Origin of the sequence: Nostoc sp. (assembly GCF_036917775.1) — a bacterium.
Lineage (GTDB): Bacteria > Cyanobacteriota > Cyanobacteriia > Cyanobacteriales > Nostocaceae > Nostoc.
Genome location: NZ_JBALEQ010000078.1, coordinates 38,351 through 55,879 on the forward strand (window position 1 = coordinate 38,351; position 17,529 = coordinate 55,879).

Genomic DNA, 17,529 nt, shown 5'->3' on the forward strand with positions numbered 1-17,529 from the left:
TTTTGCAAAAGTTTTCTCAAGGATTTACAAATTAATATTTTTCGTTAGATTGTGACTGCGCTTTTAGGCGCATATCTTCACCGACTGTCACGTTCAACTGATCGCCGATTAACAGTACAGCAGCGCTCATCGACAGCCAGAGCATTAAAACTATCACAGCCCCTACAGCACCATATACTTTATTATAATTGCCAAAATTCGCCACATAAAGCCGAAAGAGGGCAGATAATATTGCCCAGAAAACAGCTGCCAAAATTGCTCCAGGCATCATTGGCGTGCCTGAGTTCCATACACTTGGCCCATAGCGATAGACAAAGCCAAAAGCAACAGCAACAATACTTAAAGCTAAAGGCCAGCGTAACAGCTGCCAAAGATGTAATAAGACGATCAAGGAACGATTTTCGCGCACTACCATTCCCAAAAGCCAATCGCTGGTAAACACTAAGAAAGAAGCCAGCACTAAAAGCAACATAGTACCAACTGTTAATCCCAGAGAGACGAGCTTGGCTTTCCAAAAGGGGCGCATCTTTTCTGAAGGAATTTGATGAATTTGGTCGAGGGCTGTCATAGCAGTACTTACCGCCCCAGAAGCAGTCCAAATTGCTAATACAAAGCTCAAAGAAAATAAGCCACTGTTTCTAGAATTGGTAATTTCTGTGGTAGCAAAATCACGAATTAGAACCAGGGCTTGTTCGGGTAGGATTTGACTAAGTTGGGCCGCTAGTTGTTTAAAGGTAGCTTGTAAAGATTCTGCCAATAAACCAATGGCTGTAAGGACAGCAAGAATCGCTGGAAACAGCGATAACATGGCATTGAAGGCGATTTCTGAGGCTAGTCCCAAAAGTCGTCTTTCCATTGTCCTAGCAAAAGTTTTTTTGAGCGTGCGCCAATTGAGGTAGTAAAAGAAGCGAAAAAAACGAGGCTTTGGCATAAATTAGAGTTAAAACTGGTTAGGTTTCTTAACTACTGTGCCAAATTTTGCGTAGCGATCGCATTTATCTTTTTACCGCAATATTACCGAGTGGGGATTGGGGGGCAGGGGAGGTGTGGGAGGTGTGGGAGGCAGGGGGAGAATAACAAATGACAAATGACAAATGACCATTTAATTTATGAATCAAGATTTTACACAACAGTGGTTGACAGAAATCCAGGAACTCAGAGAGCAGATGGCGGCACTTCAGAGTGATCGCGATACGGCTTGGGAAAGTGCCCAAAAATGGCGACAGCTTTACAACACAGAAGCAGAACAACGCCGCACAGATGCCCAACTGTCCCAACAGGCGATCGCATCACTCAAGGCAGACTTGCATAAACTCCGGGGTCTTGAAGTCGAGACACTGGCTGCTGGAACCTCACTAACAGCGATTCAACAAGAGATAGAACAACTAAAATCTGTGGAGGAGCTACAAACTAAACTCATCGCCCTAATCAAAGAACGCGATCGCCTCTTGCAAGCTTTGAAAACTGAGCAGGATAATCATAGCCAAACCCGCAATAGCCTTACTACTGCTTTGGGTGATGCAATTGATAGCTTGACACAGGAACGAGCCAAAGGAGAAAAAGAAAGTCAATGACCTGTTTTCAGTGTAATTGCCGTTCTCGATAATTTACAGCAGTTTTCATGTATTTGAACCACACCTGTCGTAGGAGCGCAAGGTCTTGCACCCCTACTTCTGCCCCATCGTGTGCCACTACCACCCCGTTCATAATGTTGTTGTATATATCAGGATTTTCGTGAATTAGTATTACGCCTCGGAATTGCTGAAATAAGGTAAAAATAATAGGGCATGGGGATAATTAACTCATGCAAATAACTCAAGGTAAGGTAAAGTACCCATGCTCAGGCGCTTAATTGTGATTGTTACTGCCGCTATTCTCTTTAGCAACTCCTTAACGCTGGCACAGACTAAAAAGCCCAAACCACCGGATAAATTCCCTCCTAATCCCTTAGAAATTACCACACCCGATCCACTGCTACCACGTTTGCCCAAGGATAAACAGCCGTTAACTCTCCAAGAACAGCAAAACTTAGAACTAGCGCTGGATGCCTTAAATCAAGAAGCAGCAGCGAAACTGCAAGCAGGGGAGCAGGTGGCGGCGTTTGAAATTTGGAACCGGGAACTTCGCTTGCGGCGCTTTTTAGGTTCGTTAGCAGAGGTGCAAGCACTATCACGAGTCGGGGCGATCGCTTGGAAGCAAAATGATGGCGAAGAAGTACAATATATTACGCAGCGATTGCAAGCAATTCAAAAGCAGGCGCAATCTCAGAAAACAACTGCCCAAGTTGATCTGGAATTATGGCGATCGCTAGCCCAAGCTTACCAAAATGTGCGATCAATTAAACTAGCTGTGGAAGCTTACGACCAAGTTTTGTTAGTGGTGCGGCAGCAAAAAGATCCAGCAGCAGTAGTAGAAATGCTTAAGACAATTGGGGAACTGCATTTAACTTGGTTTGATTATACCAAAGCCGCCCCAGTCTACGAGGAATTATTGAGTTTAGCTACATCTCTTGGCGAACGTGTAAGCGAGGTGACATATCTGCAACGGCTGGCTTACATTTACGAGCAAACACAACAACCGCAGCAGTCATTGAATGTACTTAATAAGCTAGTTGAAATTTACACGACTCAAAACAATCTTACTGAAATCCCAGAATTAAAGCTAGCGATCGCTGCAAATTACGAATCTCTAGCCAAGAAAGATCCTAACTTACTGCTAGAAGCTTTTAAAAATTATCAAGAAGCTTATACCACTGCTTGGCAATTACGCGAGTATGTTCGTGCTGGTGACGCTTTGCAGAAGTTAATTGCACTGTACCGTTCTCAAGGACAAATAGACGAGGCTTTGCAGGCTAGCCAAATCCTTGTACAGATACAGACACAATCTGCCAACTTTTACGGGATAATGCAAGCTTATGACCAAATTGGGCAATTGTATCTAGAACAGAAAGATTTTCCTCAAGCATTAACAGCTTTTAAAAAAGGGTTAGAAATAGCACAACAACTGAAACATGAAGAAGCATACTTTACTAAGCAAATTGAAAAAATATCATCTAATCGATAATACCTATTAATTGATTATTCAACTTAGATGCTTTTCAGCTTAATACATCTTCATATATTTCGGCGATCGCACACCGAAAATCAACGCTAGCTAAATGCACTTCTTGTTCTTGTTCATAAGGATAAAGTACCCACTGTCCTTGTTCATTGCGGCGGAAGCATTCTACACTCATTCGATCTGATGAAACTAGCACATACTCTTGTAGTGATTCTAAATGTCGATAATTAGCAAATTTCTTTCCCCTATCAAAGCTTTCTGTTGACTCAGAAAGCACTTCGATAATTAGGCAAGGATAAGACTTAAAATATTCATATTCTCTATCTCGTGTATCACAAGTCACCATGACATCAGGATAGAAATAGCGATTTATCACATCAATCTGTGCTTTCATATCTGCCATGTAGACACGGCATCCACTACCCCGCAGATGGTTTCGCAGCAGTATAAACACATTTCCTACTACGGTGACATGAGCATCACTTGCCCCTGCCATCGCGTAGACTTGTCCATCAATATACTCATGTTTAATTTCACTTACTTTCTCACCTTCTAGATATTCTTCTGGAGAGATATAGTACTCACTTTGGCTAATGACCATTTTAGTATCTTAGTAGTTTTATCAAATATTTTAACCCATACAACAAATTTAATGAGCGACAGAATTACCACTTGGCTTCACCTTTTTGAAGAATAAAACGGCAAGTCCACTGAGTAATAATGCAATGCCAATAAAATAGAAACAATCATTAAAAGCCATTACATAAGCTTCCCGGCGGACTATATTAGATATGGATGCGATCGCTTGATTTTGCGCGGTACTCAAATCTGCTCCTTTATTGACAAAATACTGTGTCATTTGGTCAATTCGCTGTTGAGTTTCTGGGTTATATAAAGATATCCCATCACCCAATCTATTTGAGTGAAATTGCTCTCTGTTAGTTAATAAAGTTGCTAAAGATGCAATTCCTATAGAACCGCCCATATTCCGCATCATATTAAATAAACCACTTGCTGAACCGGCTTCTTGTGGACTCAACCCAGCAGTGGCAATAGAAGTTAGCGGTACCATAATTAAGGGTTGTCCCATTGCACGCACAAATTGCGACCAGCGTAACTGATCTAATCCAGTTTGATTAGTCATTCCAGAGTTCATAAATGCACTGATGGAAAACAATGTTACGCCAACAGCCACCATTAACCTTACATCAATGCGTTGCATCAATTTGGGTATGAGTGGAATAATAAAAAGTTGAGGAATACCAGCCCAAATTAATACTTCACCAATTTGTAGCGCATTGTATTTTTGAATTTGGGCAAGATACAACGGTAAAATATAAATTGAACCATATAATCCCACCCCCAGTGACACATTAACAATACTGGCTAAACCAAAGTTTCGCCTAAACACAAGTCGTAAATTAATAAATGGTTGCTTACGAGTTAATTCTATAAAGAAAAATATTGCCAGAAAAATTACTGCGATCGCACTTAAGCGGAGAATCAGCGCTGAACTAAACCAATCTTTGCGGCTACCTTCTTCTAAAACAACTTGCAGGGAACCTAACCCAATAGCCATTGCAATAATTCCCCACCAATCACCTTGTTTCAGTAAATTAATTTGGGGTTTTTCTTGCTTAATTCCGTACCAAACTCCAGCTAGCATTAATGCGCCTGGAATTACATTTATATAAAAGTTGTATTCCCAACCAAAATTTTCTGTTAACCAACCTCCCAATGTTGGGCCAATTGAAGGTGCAAAAACTGCACTAAAGCCAAAAGCAGCCAGCCCAACTGATTGCTTAGATTGAGGTAAAGTGGTTAATACAACTGTCATAGCGGTAGGAATTAAAACTCCTCCACTAAAACCTTGCAAGGCGCGAAATAAAATCATGGAATTGAGATTCCACGACCAAGCGCAGCATATAGAAAAGAAAATAAATAGTGCAGTATTCACTAACAGATAACGTTGCAGAGAAAACACCCGCGATAACCATCCTGTTAAAGGAATTACCACAATCTCTGCTACTAAATAAGCGGTAGAAATCCAAGAGCCTTCTTCTAAAGTCGCTCCTAAACTTGCTTGAATATCTTGCAGTGAAGCATTAGTTATTTGAATATCTAATACCGCCATAAATGCACCAAGCATACTGGCTAATACACCAATCCAGGTTCTTAGCGGTACGCGTTCTGGTGGTGCTTGCTGATGAATTACACCTGTATTAGCCATAGTGTTGTTCCAGTTCTAAGGTTAAGTAACAAAATTATTATCAAACAGAATTCAGGAGTCAGAATGGGCTAAACACCCAGCTACCGCTAACAGAATTAATTTTGTGCAACTGGCAGATAAATAAACAGCATCTTGATTCTGATAGCGCCACGGTAGCGAATCCGCGAATGTCTTCTGGGGTTAGGAATTATTCTCCAATAAACTTTATACCATCTCTTTGCATTTTTTTATCCTAAGCTTTATTACTTATTAAAATACCCTTTTGCTCATAAATTGGACGCATTATCTGCCTTAAAGCAGGCAACTGTCTGCTAAAAATTATAGAACCTAAAATACAAGCTATACCATCAATAATTAAAGTATTGGGTGCGCCAATACGACTGGCTAATACACCTCCTAACAAGTTGCCCACGGGAATCATCCCCAAAAATGACATTGTGTATAAGCTCATCAACCGCCCACGTTTGTCATCTTCAACAATTGTTTGTAAAAATGTGTTGCTAGCAGCAATCTGGAGAATTGTACCTAAGCCAACAAATAACATTGTAAATAAAGAAAGTGGTAAATATCGAGATAAAGAAAAGCCAATTAGACCCACTCCTAAAATTGCTGGAGCTAAAGCGATCAATTTACCAATTCCTAAAATTGTTTGGCGCGTAGCTAGATAAATTCCACCCGTTAAAGCTCCAACTCCAGATGCAGCCATCAAAAACCCCAAACTCTCTGCACCACCTTTGAGTACTTGTTCTGCAATAACTGGTACGAGAATAGTGTTTTGCAGCCCCATGAGACTGACTAAAGTTGATAGTAACAAAATCGAACGAATGGGTGGAAAGCTAAAGGCATATACAAATCCCTCTTTAACTTTTTGTAAAGGATTACCGTCTGTCACCACATTTTTCCAAGGCTTAACTTTCATTGCCAATAAAGCGGCGAGTACAGCAATGTAGCTTAAACCATCTATTAAAAAACAATAGCCGGTCCCCACTTTAGCAATTAGTAAACCTCCGATCGCAGGGCCAATTAATCTAGCACCGTTGATCATGGTAGAGTTGATGGCAATCGCATTGGCTAAATCTTCTCTACGTTCAACCAGTTCTGGTACAAATGCTTGGCGGGCTGGTGCATCTAAGGCGTTAATAAATCCTTGGAATAAGCTCAAGGCGATGATGTGCCATACCTCAATCACACCAGTCAGTGCTAGTACTGCTAATGTTAATGATTGAATCATCGCCAAGATTTGTGTACCAATTAAGGTACGATATCGAGAAAATCGATCTACAAATACTCCACCAAAGGGAGCTAGAAAAAAGCTAGGAATTTGACTCGAAAATCCCACAACTCCTAGCATTAATGCGGAGTTTGTCAAGTTATAAACTAGCCAAATCGTCGCAAGTTGCGTCATCCATGTCCCAATTAGGGAAATACCTTGTCCGGCAAAAAACAGCTGATAGTTTTTCGACCTTAAAGCAGGTAGTAACGATTTTTTCATGTCAGGTTTGTTTTATACCAATCTGCTCTCACAAATATCATTTCACCTCATCTTTGTACGCCTCTCTATAGATGTAGGAGAATGTCATAACAAGAAAGAGGTTTGCAGGCAAATTGGTATTACTTGACTTCTACAGCTACTTCCGCAGACATCCCCGGAGTAATCCGCGATTCGTATCCTTGAATGCTCTTTTGGTCAAAAACTACTTTGACTGGGATGCGTTGGACAACTTTAGTAAAATTACCTGTAGCGTTATCCGGTGGCAATAAGGCAAACTGAGCGCCGGAAGCTGGCGAAAGACTTTCAACACGACCAACAAAGGTATGATGAGGGAAAGCATCGAGCTTGATTTCTGCCGTTTCGCCTGGGCGCATCTTTTCTAATTGGGTTTCTTTGAAGTTTGCAATTACCCAATAGTCGTTATCTACGATCGCCATTAATGGTGTTCCTACTGCAACTCGGTTGCCAACTTCGACGTTTTTTCTACCGACTCGTCCGGCACTGGGGGCGGTAACGTTGGCGTAGGATAGTTGTAATTGCGCGTCTTTGAGCGATGCTTCTGATTGCGCGATCGCCGCTTTTGCCGCTTCGTATTGACTACGTTTGACTGTTGTATCTTGTCCGCCTGCGGTAGCTTGTTGCAATCCTCCCTTGGATGCTGCCAATTTTGCTTGGGCGTTGGTGACATTTTCTTGCGCTTGCGCTAGTTGAGATTGGGCTTGGGTTACACCAACTTTGGCAGAGGCTAACTTAGCTTGGGCTTGTTCTACTCCTTGAATGGCAGCGTTTTTTTGTGCCGTCGCTACATCATAAGTTGCCTTAGCTGTGTCTAATTGCTGACGAGCGATCGCACCATTTTTATACAATTCGTTGTAACGATTGTAATCTGTTTGAGCTTTTTCCAAATTCGCATTGGCTTGTGCTACCTGCGCTTGGGCGGCAGGAATCCCTGCTTCGGCTAGTCTAACTTGGGCTTGCGCTGCTGGTATCCCAGCTTGGGCTTCTTGTACTGCTGCTTGGGCTGTGGAAATTGCTGCTACCGCACCGCTAACATCTCCCTGCGCTTGAGTTGTCTTACCAGTGGTGGTTTGTGAACTTAAAGCAATATTTGCTTGGGCAGCTTGGGCTTGTCCACGTGCATTTTCTAAGGCTGCTTGTGCTTGCTGTACCTTACTTTCATAGTCTCGTGGATCTAACTTCACTAACAACTGTCCTGGTTGCACCAGTTGGTTGTCATTCACAAGCACCTGACTTACAGTTCCCGGAATTCGGCTACTAACTTGGTGAATATTTCCCGCAACGGTGGCGTTGTCTGTTTCCTGGTGGGTGGAGGCGTATTGCCAATAGTTATAACCAAAAGTACCTGCGACGATCGCACCCACACCTAATCCTGCCAAAATCAAACCAGTCGGTTTTTTCCGCTTCGGTGGAACTTCTTTCTCGATCTCAGGAGTTACAACAGGCACTTCTGCGGTTACAGCTTCTAAAGTCTCGGAATTAGGAATCAATTCTTTTTCTATAACTATGGTTTTGTTTTGGTTGCGTCCGTTAAATGTATTGGTTTTCATGATTCTGAACTCGCTTGTTCGATGATTTGATTGATAGTCGTTTATTTAGAATGCGTAGTATTTTCTGAAAAAAATCTTATTTCCTTAGTATGCGTAATATTATCTCAAAACAAATCTTTACAGCACCTCCCCCGGTCGGGTGATTGTGAGGTTATCTTTAGGAGAGGTTAGCGATCGCCCGATTTAAGATTTGGGAAAACAGTTCTCGGTCAGCAAAAGAAATCCCGTCCATTGCTTCATCCCTGACTGCGGCGGCAATTGGGGGTAAAATAGTTTCTAGTTCTTTACCTGCATCCGTTAGCCAGATCCGCCAGATGCGGCGATCGTGAGTGTCGCGTTCTCGACGCACCAAACCGCGTTCTTCCATCCGATCTAGTACGCCTGTTAAAGTCCCTCCCACTTGTTTGAGTTTGTCTCCAATACTAGAAGTAGGTAAACCATCTTCTTGCCACAAACAGCACAACACCAACCAGTGAAATGGTGTAAGTCCAAAGGGTTCTAGCTTATCTGTAAACTTGCGACTGAGTAATTGTGAGACTAATTTGATTCTGTAGCCCAAATTGTATGGTGCCAGATTGTGCTGCCACGACTCTAAAGCTGGGGAATGATTAGATGTAGAAACCATTTAGCAGAATACTTAGTATGCGTACTATTATATATAAATCACTATTTTTTAGCAATAGGTGCTTTGCATCTATCTTAGGGAAGAAATTGGATCAACTGGTACTCTTTGACAGTGCCGAGAATACGGTGAGGTCTAGATAATTTCAGGGATTGGTCAGTATAGATCCAAGCATAGCTCAAAGCTGGTATTTGCGAAATAGAGGCTACTTGCTGGGGATGAATAGGAAGATAGAACTCAAAGAGGACTTGGGTTTTCTGGTCTATTTCCACATAGTAGGTAGGATAAGATTGGAGAATTGAGGCGATCGCACTTTGTTGTAAAAAAGTTCTCAAAACAGGGTTATAGTCACTTAACAGGCCGATGCTACCAGTTGTCGCCAAAGCTAGCCAACAGGGAATTAACCAACCTGCAATCCAATAACGGGCTGTGAGAAACTTTTTGCCAAAGTGGTAACGACTAATCCACACCACAGGTAAAATCAAGCAACCCAAACCCATAGCCAAGCCAATAGCTGCATACTTGCGAAGCTCAAAACTACCCCAACTAAAAATGCCAATACTCGCTATAACAAGTAAAACACCGAACCCACCAAAGCCATAACTGAGATTTCGAGGAAGATTTTTTTTGGCAAAAAGGCTTAATATATTTATTTGATCTTTTTCAAGAGGTAATCGGGGGGTAATTCCTGTTTGGTAAATACTACCTAACCAGTTTAAACCCACAGATGCAAACAAAGCTATAAACGGATAAAGGCAAAGACTATAATGAGGGAGACGAGTGCTAAAAAGACTAAGTTCACAAAATAGGATAATTGGAAAGCCAACTAATATTAACTGATAACGAGGAATAGGACGACGTACAGTCAAAAATAAACCTAAAAGTCCGAAAAAAGCCCAAGGGAATGCTTTTAAAAGCATATTCCATAAATAAAATAGCCGATCATTTCTATAATTATTTTCAGAACCTAGCTGCATAACAAACTTGAGCAACTCTTCAAAACTCTGATTTCCGTAGTGCAGCCAGCTTAAATACAGCCAAACACAGGTAGGGATTAAACCGACAAAAAAGCCTAAATACAAAAATGGGTTAGTAAGATGATGATGACGGCGATGTTCCCAAATTAAATAAGGGAATAAAGCGAAGATTGGCAAAACAATCATAAAGCTTCTGACTAAGAAGCCTAAACTTAAACTTAAACCAGCTATAAAACTCCAAAAATAGCGATATTTAGGATATAATTCCGTTTTTATTAAAGACAAAATAGCTAAAAGTACCAATAGAATCATCGGTAGATCAGGTGTACTTAAGCGAGAGTATTGCAGCCAGAGAAATTCCACACTTAAGATCGCAGCAGCAAGCCAAGCTAATTTTTTGCCCAGCATAATTTTGCCGATTTCATACACAAGCCATAAGCTAAAAATACTAGCAATCATACTAGGAAGACGCGCACTAGTATCACTCACACCAAACAGCTTGTAGAAACTGGCAATTAACCAATAAGGGCCAGGGGTTTTATGATGTGCCGTTGTCCAAGGAGTTATCCAATTACCAGAATCAAACATTAGACGCGCCCGCGAAGCGTAAAGCGCTTCATCATGTGCCATCAGGCTATTGTGCCCAGAAGTAAATAATAATAAGGGAAGTATCCAAAGTAACAAACTCAAATATGGTAATAATCCCACTAGGCGCGTTTGTCGCCAAATATTCCGCAAGATATGTAACTTATAAAACATTGAATTGATAAAATTGAATACTGCTATTTAGACTCGTTTATGTGTCTTGCTGTTATTAAAATATGTTACATAGTATTTTTTGAACAATACCTGAAATTGCCGCATTTTTTGAAAAAATTACTCCAAAACAGAGATTTATGCAATTAAGACCGAATCAACGCCAGAAATTAGACGACAAAGACGATAAGCTGTTCTATGCCTATCCCCGCTTTGTAACCCATGTCGATGAAGGATTTATTCAACAGCTAACGGATTTATACCGCGATCGCCTCAAACCCAACACCCGCATTCTTGATATGATGAGCAGTTGGGTGTCCCATCTACCAGAAGAGATGCAGTTTGACCATGTAGAAGGACACGGACTCAACGCTGAGGAACTAGCACGAAATTCCCGCTTAAATCATTACTTTGTGCAAAATCTTAATGAAAATCCCCAGCTACCTTTACCAGATGCAGATTTTGATGCTGTTCTCAATTGCGTATCTGTGCAGTATATACAATATCCTGAAGCAATATTTTCTGAAATTTACCGCATCTTGAAACCCGGTGGTATTGCAATTATCAGCTTTTCTAACCGGATGTTTTTTGAAAAGGCGATTCAAGCTTGGCGTGAGGCTTCAGAAGCACAGCGAGTAGAATTAGTCAAAGCTTACTTCGCCTCAGTCCCAGGATTTACAACCGCAGAAGTTATAGTTAATAAATCAACATTACCGAATTTATTTCAGTGGTTGGGCGCAGCTGGAGGAGATCCGTTTTATGCTGTTATAGCTTATCGTAGTTAAGCCAAATATTTACTAGTGCAAGAAGGCTTGTAGTAAGCATTTTAGTGCTTAGAAAATAAGGACTAAAGTCCTTACTACGAAATTATACCTGCTCAAAATTAAAATACTTTTGTATATAGATAATTTGTGTAGATGAATTATTGGCTAATGAAATCAGAACCAGAAGCCTATAGCATTGCTGACCTTCAACAGCAAAGCCAGACTATCTGGGACGGCGTTCGCAACTATCAAGCTCGTAACTTTTTGCGCCAAATGGAGGAGGGAGACTTAGCTTTTTTTTATCATTCAAATACTAACTTTCCTAATATTGCTGGGTTAATGCGTGTAGTGAAAAAAGATATTGCTGACCCGACCCAGTTTGAGCCAGAAAGTAAATACTACGACCCGAAATCAACTTTCGAATCACCTCGATGGCAAACAGTTGTAGTAGAATTTGTTGAGACTTTTTCTAACCCTATCTTACTCTCAATACTCAAAGAAAAGTTTAGCGATGAAGACTTAATGTTGGTGAGACAAGGAAATCGATTATCGGTGATGCCTGTCCCTGAAGCAGTGGCTTTGAAGATTCTGGCAATGAAAAGCTCATAGTTGAAAATTACGGTTCTTGCAATTCACTGTAAAATTCAAGGTTTGTAGTGAGGACTAAAGTCCTCTCTACACGAACGAAATCAGGACTAAAATCCCAACTACGAACATTTTTGAAGGAAGGTTGATTAACTGTATATAATGTGATTTCTTCTTACCTACTTACTTTCTACCCATTGCCCAGGATCTAATTGATAGTAACGTTGCAATTGCTCATAAAGTGCCGGATGCTTAGACAACAATTGGTGCGGTTTCTCAAAGAATGTCTCAGTTGCTACGGCAAAAAATTCTGCGGGATTCGTTGCGCCGTAGCTATCCATTACCGTCTTTGCACCTTGTAGAACATCATTACAAAGTTGCTGATATGCTTCTGTCATCACCTTTGCCCAAATAGCATAGTTTGACTTGCGTTGCAGTATCGGAACTCCTTCAGCTTTACCATCCTCTTGATCTAACTGATGGGCGAATTCATGAAGCACAACGTTACGTCCATCTTTCCAGTTATTAGTATCTTGTTTCACCTGTTCCCAAGACAGTACTAATTGGTCATTTGTCCATGATTCTCCTAGTCTAGCCACACGCCTTTCTTCAACAACATATTTTCCGATGGAAGTCGTTTCTTGAACAAAATAAGCATTGGGATAAATCAGAATTGAACGAAGTCTAGGGAAGTATTGCCCACGTTCATTTAATAAAAGTAAACAGGCGATCGCAGCAAGAGTAACTTTCATTTCCTCCGTTATCTGTAATCCTCTACAACCAATAAATTGCTTTTCTGCTAAAAATACTTGAATATGTCCCTGAAGTCGTCTAATCTCATCGGGAGAGAGACACAGATAAATAGGAAGATTATTTTCAATAATTGCATTCCACAGTGGGGGAAAAGAACGGCGTTTAAGACGGGTTCTTCGCCTTTTGACTAAAATGGGATTGGCTAAAATCCCAGCTATAATTAATCCAATAAAGACAAAGACAACTATTGTTTGAATCATTGAATTTTGAGTAAGTTATATACTTAATTAACCGACTTTCGTCTCTAAGATAACCTCTTTTTTTACTGTATAAAACTAGCTCTTTCAAAGTGTGTAAAAATTTTAGTCTATAAATTATTCTCTAACTTCTTCTCTCTGTGTTGCGCCAGTTGCTACAAGTCGGGGAACCCGCCCAACGCACTGGCTTCTCTGTGCCTCTGCGGTTAAATAAATTCCAAACCGCAGAGGCGCACAGAGCGCTGAGATTATAAAAACTATATTTACTGCTATATATCACAGCTATTGGATCAGAATTATGCAAGATTGAACTTTGGTAGAAAGGGTTTTTTGCAGACCTTGTTCAACTTTACTAATCAGTTTATCAAAAGCCTCTTGATCTGCTGTCAATTGTTCTTGAAGAACTTTCTCTAACTCAGGCTTTATTTGCTCACACATATCCTCGATTTTTTTATCACTCAAAAAACTAGAACGAACCCAACTAGGTACATCCACATTTGTCTTGATTACTTCTTGAACACTCTTGCGATTTAGCTCCATTCCTGCCGCCATCACCGAAGCCCCATATACTAGAGCAATAGGCCAGGTTAAATGTCCCGTTAGTATGAGAGTGATAATGCTAGCTACAGTGCCTCCACCAATTACTACATTGACAATAAAGCCCACTGTCTCAGCCAGAATAGCATCTCCGATTCGTAGCTCTGGGTTAACAAAATTTGGGTCAATACTATCCTCAAACCTTAAGCTGCTTCTAGGTATCTGAAACTTTCGACAGATTGGATCGGTTTGTGCGGCTAAATCGGGTTGGATTTTATTACTAAACCAAAAAGCGCATTGATGATTAATTATCTGCACAGCGCGTTCGTCGGAGACGTTGCCGGAGGCATCGCTTTTGAGCCACTGTTCTGCACGACTGATCAAAGATGTTTCTAAATCTGCTAAAGTCCGTATTTTGTTTTTTTGCCAATCTTTTAAAGCTGGTTTAACTGCGTTGATAATTAAGCCGTCTGTCAAAGGCTTAGTTAGTGATTCGATTAACTCCGGAATATGCCTCTTAATCAAATCTTTGAGCTGGTTCGAAGTAAATAGTTTGTTGACTTCTTCCTTAAAAGCAGCAGCACGCAGATCCCATCGTCCCACTCGTGCTAATCCTAGTGCAATGCACCGTTCCGGTTCTGGATCGGGGCGAAGCAACGTTTCTGGTTCAGGAAACATTTGCTGACAAAGCAAGTGGGTAAACTTCATCCGAGATGCACCGCCAGTCATCAGCAGAAGTTTCGGCACGATTCCAAGTTTTTCTAGCTTTTCTTTCGCTTCGGTTAAAGAGTCGCTAAACGATCGCACCCAACTATGATTCTCCAGTTCCGGTAAGGGCTGGTTTAAAATTTCCTCCATCATCAATTTATTGACTTGGGGAATAAAATAAATCTGTTCGTTAATCGACTCGAAGCCACGCGCAAATGATTCAGGATCGCTGTATAGCTGTTCATTAGAAAAGTAATCTTCTTTAGCTTTGCGACAAGCAAGTTCACAACGAGCTTGGTGATGCGGATATTCTTTAAATACTTTTTCGAGTAATGCTTTTTGTTCGTGGTTGGCAAGAGTCCGAGCAAAAATAGCTTTGTCAATTAGAGATGCACCTAAAGTATTACTTCCAAAATCTATCGGGATTTCTTCTAAGCTCTTAACCAGAGTAAAATCTGTGGTTGAAGAACCAATATCGACAATTAGCACCGATGCAACAAGTTTGTCATATTCTAGTTTCCCGGCTTCTTTGGCTTGCATGAAAGCGGCCCGCGATTCGGGTACAACATTTAGTTGGGGAATCCCAGCTTCTTGAAGTAGCTTTTGGTATTCAGTGCGATCGCTAACTGACCATCCTGAAGGACAACCAATGTAAAAATAGCTACCTTCCCCACCTTCAAGTTGTTTGCTTTCTTTCAAAAGGCGGTAGTAGGTTGCCACAAAAGTGCTAATTGTTTCCCGATATTTGGGATCGTTGTTAGGCTTTTGCTTGAAAGAAATTGTCAGTTGGGTAACGCCAGCTTGAATTAATGCTTGTTCGCCGACAAGATAACCGAGTTTAGGATGCCAACCAAGGGCTGTAATTTGGTTCTTCTTGTTATTAATCTCCAGCATTTGGGGGGGATCAATGCTTTCCACGATCGCTTTAGCTACAGCCGTCTCACCGTGTCCCAAATCAAAACCGATTGTTTCTAAAATTTCCATATCTTTATTGTCTATTATTCTCTAGCAGAGGAATATGCTGGCTCAATTACCCTACCGCGCCGAATCAAGCGATCGCCTTTTAACAAAGCCGGAGTTAGAGTCACGTGTTCTTTGGTATCGGGGTCGATACTTGGCTCAAAGTCAAAATAATTGCGATCGCTGTTAGGGTCATTTGGTCGGTAAATTTCAGCGTTAATTCCCTGAGACATTAAAATCTGTGGCAGAAGTTTTGCCAGTTCATAAGCCATTTGGGGTTTATCAAGTTTTGATGCGCCCATTAGCCTTTGCAGAAAATTTAATAGCTCTGGCAGTTCTTCTATTGCTAAATCGCCTTCATGTTTATTCCATTCTTCTACTCTAGCTACTGCTAGGTCGATAGTGTTGAGAGCATCGCCAAGATGATCTAAAAATACTTTGCTATCAACCCGGAGCAGAGGTTTAGGTAATTCCAATAGCTCTGAAGATATAGAATTTTGCTGATTCTTTAAGTCGAGTTGAAGCACAACTTCTACCCCTAGAAGTATAGAGGTTAGTAAGATAGCCATCCATGCACCTGGGGTAGTTTTAGTTAAGGAGAACAACGAACCTAAGATGCCGATATAAATTAGCCCTTTTAGCAGTTTCAGGATTAATCTGCTGGAAAAAAACTTTGTATTTGGGTTAGTAAATTGCTTTTGCTCTATTGGAGCAATTTGAGAATAGTTAGCCGCAGCAAGAGTGGCGATGGACTGCCGCAGGGTATCTAGGAAAAAGGAAGCCAGACGAATTTGAGCCAAATTAAGCTTTTCAATGTAAATTCTTTCGAGATTATCAAGTCGATTTTGAATCAACTTAACTATTTCTTCAATGTTAGTTGTGTTATCAATATCTGTCTGGAGTTGGTTGCGTTCTTCGCTAAAAAGTGAGTTGATTGTTTTCATGGCGTTGAATAAGACTTTAACGTTATTAATAGGAATAAAATTAGCAGACAACTGCTAATTTAAACCTGTAAGGGACTTGCGGTTAAAAAAATATCCAATCGTAAAAGCGTAAAGTTTTGCGCCCCTACGAATTTACAAGTAATTTTGGATAATTGATTTTTTGTCAGTCCTTAATCACATCATGACCGAATAATTCATAATTCATAATTATGTTATATCCGGGATTTAATTTTGAATTATGAATTAGGTTGGTTTCAAATTACTACCCTAATAGAGGAGGAGCAGAATGTTTATTTGCGTTATTGCAGACTACGGTACAGGAGATCCGGCATTTACAGAAGTCACACAACGTTTGCTGATAGCTTTTCCCGATGCCCAAATTCATTTACTTTCGGTTCCAGCATTCAGTACCTTGGCAACGGGATTTTGGATTGCCCAACTAGGACTCAACCCAGGAAATAGCGATCGCCTCATTTATCATAACTGTGCGCCTCGTCAGGATGATCCTGAAGCCCGTCGAGACAATGAAGGTGAAGGATTAACTTATGCTCTTTTATCCAATGGTGTAAAAGTAGTGGGTGTAAATGCAGGTTACACCCTCTCCTTTATCAAAGACCATACAAAGGAGTTGCGAGTGGTCAACGTTTCTCGTGGTGGTTCGCAGTTCCGCTCACGAGATGTTTTTCCTCCGGCTGCGGCTGCCATTATGAATGAGGATTTTAGCCTTCTGGGAGATAGTCTTAAGAGTGAGCAAATCCCAGATGTTCCACCAGATCGAATTGCCTGGATTGATGGCTACGGCAATATTAAAACAACTATTGGGGCGCATACACTAAACTTGGAGCCTCAAAGCAAGATCGTGATCCGCATTGGAGATGTGGTGAGTGATGCAGTGTATTCTGATGGCAGCTTCAAGGTGTCTGAAGGGACTTTAGCTTTTGCTCCTGGTAGTTCCGGTTGGTCAAGAGGCGATTCAGAAGAACCATTGCGCTTTTTAGAATTGTTTCTGCGAGGAGGGAGTGCTTGGGAACGCTTTGGTCGTCCTCGTGTGAATCAGCAAGTAACTAGAATTGCGTAACATCAGTTAGTTAGCTGAGGTTCGACATGGCGGTAACGTTTTCTGCAAACACTCTTCTTATTCAGTTCTGCGAACAGGATTTCTAAAACTCGTTTATTGCTAAAGGGGTCGAAGTCGCTAACAATGACATCGGAAAATATCTGAACCTGAGTTCGGGATAAGGAAAAGGACAGGTAGTAAGCTGAAAATAACAACAAATCCAGCAGCCTGTCCTATGTTTAGTTTAGATGCTTTGTTC

The 17,529-nt window shown here is 41.0% G+C and carries 15 protein-coding genes; 5 read left to right on the forward strand and 10 right to left on the reverse strand.

Annotated features, from left to right (window positions below; genetic code table 11):
• Positions 1–31 precede the first annotated feature (31 nt).
• On the reverse strand, positions 32–931 hold the full coding sequence (locus V7K69_RS14690; RefSeq protein ID WP_335035514.1) for a YihY/virulence factor BrkB family protein: 900 nt from the start codon (positions 929–931) through the stop codon (positions 32–34).
• Between the two features lie 178 nt (positions 932–1,109).
• On the opposite strand from V7K69_RS14690, the gene V7K69_RS14695 reads away from it, so the two are divergent.
• Together V7K69_RS14695 and V7K69_RS14700 are read left to right on the forward strand one after the other, a co-directional pair.
• Positions 1,110–1,574 (forward strand): hypothetical protein, encoded by a 465-nt coding sequence (locus V7K69_RS14695; protein WP_335035516.1) that lies wholly within the window; start codon positions 1,110–1,112, stop codon positions 1,572–1,574.
• A gap of 262 nt (positions 1,575–1,836) precedes the next feature.
• Positions 1,837–3,063 carry a tetratricopeptide repeat protein gene (locus tag V7K69_RS14700; protein ID WP_335035518.1) on the forward strand — a complete coding sequence of 409 codons (1,227 nt, stop codon included), beginning with the start codon at positions 1,837–1,839 and terminating at the stop codon, positions 3,061–3,063.
• A gap of 34 nt (positions 3,064–3,097) precedes the next feature.
• Here the strand turns inward: V7K69_RS14700 and V7K69_RS14705 are convergent, their stop codons facing one another.
• The 6 genes from V7K69_RS14705 to V7K69_RS14730 all read right to left on the reverse strand — a co-directional run bounded on the left by V7K69_RS14705 (position 3,098) and on the right by V7K69_RS14730 (position 10,708).
• Entirely contained in the window at positions 3,098–3,661 is a 564-nt protein-coding gene (locus V7K69_RS14705) for a Uma2 family endonuclease (protein ID WP_335035520.1), read from the reverse strand.
• Positions 3,662–3,709: 48 nt separating this feature from the next.
• Entirely contained in the window at positions 3,710–5,290 is a 1,581-nt protein-coding gene (locus V7K69_RS14710) for a DHA2 family efflux MFS transporter permease subunit (protein WP_335035522.1), read from the reverse strand.
• Between the two features lie 232 nt (positions 5,291–5,522).
• The gene (locus V7K69_RS14715) at positions 5,523–6,782 is read right to left on the reverse strand and encodes an MFS transporter (protein ID WP_335035524.1); all 1,260 of its coding nucleotides are present in this window, start codon (positions 6,780–6,782) and stop codon (positions 5,523–5,525) included.
• Positions 6,783–6,901: 119 nt separating this feature from the next.
• A complete protein-coding gene (locus V7K69_RS14720) occupies positions 6,902–8,350 on the reverse strand; it encodes an HlyD family secretion protein (RefSeq protein WP_335035526.1) in 1,449 nt (482 codons plus the stop codon).
• 157 nt (positions 8,351–8,507) lie between these two features.
• Positions 8,508–8,975, reverse strand: a complete 468-nt coding sequence (locus V7K69_RS14725) for a MarR family winged helix-turn-helix transcriptional regulator (protein WP_335035528.1) — start codon at positions 8,973–8,975, stop codon at positions 8,508–8,510.
• A 74-nt stretch (positions 8,976–9,049) separates the two neighbouring features.
• The gene (locus tag V7K69_RS14730) at positions 9,050–10,708 is read right to left on the reverse strand and encodes an ArnT family glycosyltransferase (protein WP_335035530.1); all 1,659 of its coding nucleotides are present in this window, start codon (positions 10,706–10,708) and stop codon (positions 9,050–9,052) included.
• 137 nt (positions 10,709–10,845) lie between these two features.
• Here V7K69_RS14730 and V7K69_RS14735 point away from each other — a divergent pair, with 137 nt between their 5' ends.
• Positions 10,846–11,490, forward strand: a complete 645-nt coding sequence (locus tag V7K69_RS14735) for a class I SAM-dependent methyltransferase (RefSeq protein WP_335035532.1) — start codon at positions 10,846–10,848, stop codon at positions 11,488–11,490.
• A gap of 132 nt (positions 11,491–11,622) precedes the next feature.
• Entirely contained in the window at positions 11,623–12,078 is a 456-nt protein-coding gene (locus V7K69_RS14740; RefSeq protein WP_335035534.1) for an EVE domain-containing protein, read from the forward strand.
• Between the two features lie 155 nt (positions 12,079–12,233).
• Here the strand turns inward: V7K69_RS14740 and V7K69_RS14745 are convergent, their stop codons facing one another.
• The 3 genes from V7K69_RS14745 to V7K69_RS14755 all read right to left on the reverse strand — a co-directional run bounded on the left by V7K69_RS14745 (position 12,234) and on the right by V7K69_RS14755 (position 16,213).
• Positions 12,234–13,067, reverse strand: coding sequence for a M90 family metallopeptidase (locus V7K69_RS14745; protein ID WP_335035536.1), 834 nt, complete (start codon positions 13,065–13,067; stop codon positions 12,234–12,236).
• A gap of 279 nt (positions 13,068–13,346) precedes the next feature.
• Positions 13,347–15,293 (reverse strand): Hsp70 family protein, encoded by a 1,947-nt coding sequence (locus tag V7K69_RS14750; protein ID WP_335035538.1) that lies wholly within the window; start codon positions 15,291–15,293, stop codon positions 13,347–13,349.
• Positions 15,294–15,307: 14 nt separating this feature from the next.
• Complete coding sequence (locus V7K69_RS14755) at positions 15,308–16,213, reverse strand: hypothetical protein (protein ID WP_335035540.1); 906 nt, start codon at positions 16,211–16,213, stop codon at positions 15,308–15,310.
• A gap of 286 nt (positions 16,214–16,499) precedes the next feature.
• Between V7K69_RS14755 and V7K69_RS14760 the strand changes: the two genes are divergently transcribed.
• Entirely contained in the window at positions 16,500–17,291 is a 792-nt protein-coding gene (locus V7K69_RS14760; protein WP_335035542.1) for an SAM hydrolase/SAM-dependent halogenase family protein, read from the forward strand.
• Positions 17,292–17,529: the final 238 nt, after the last annotated feature.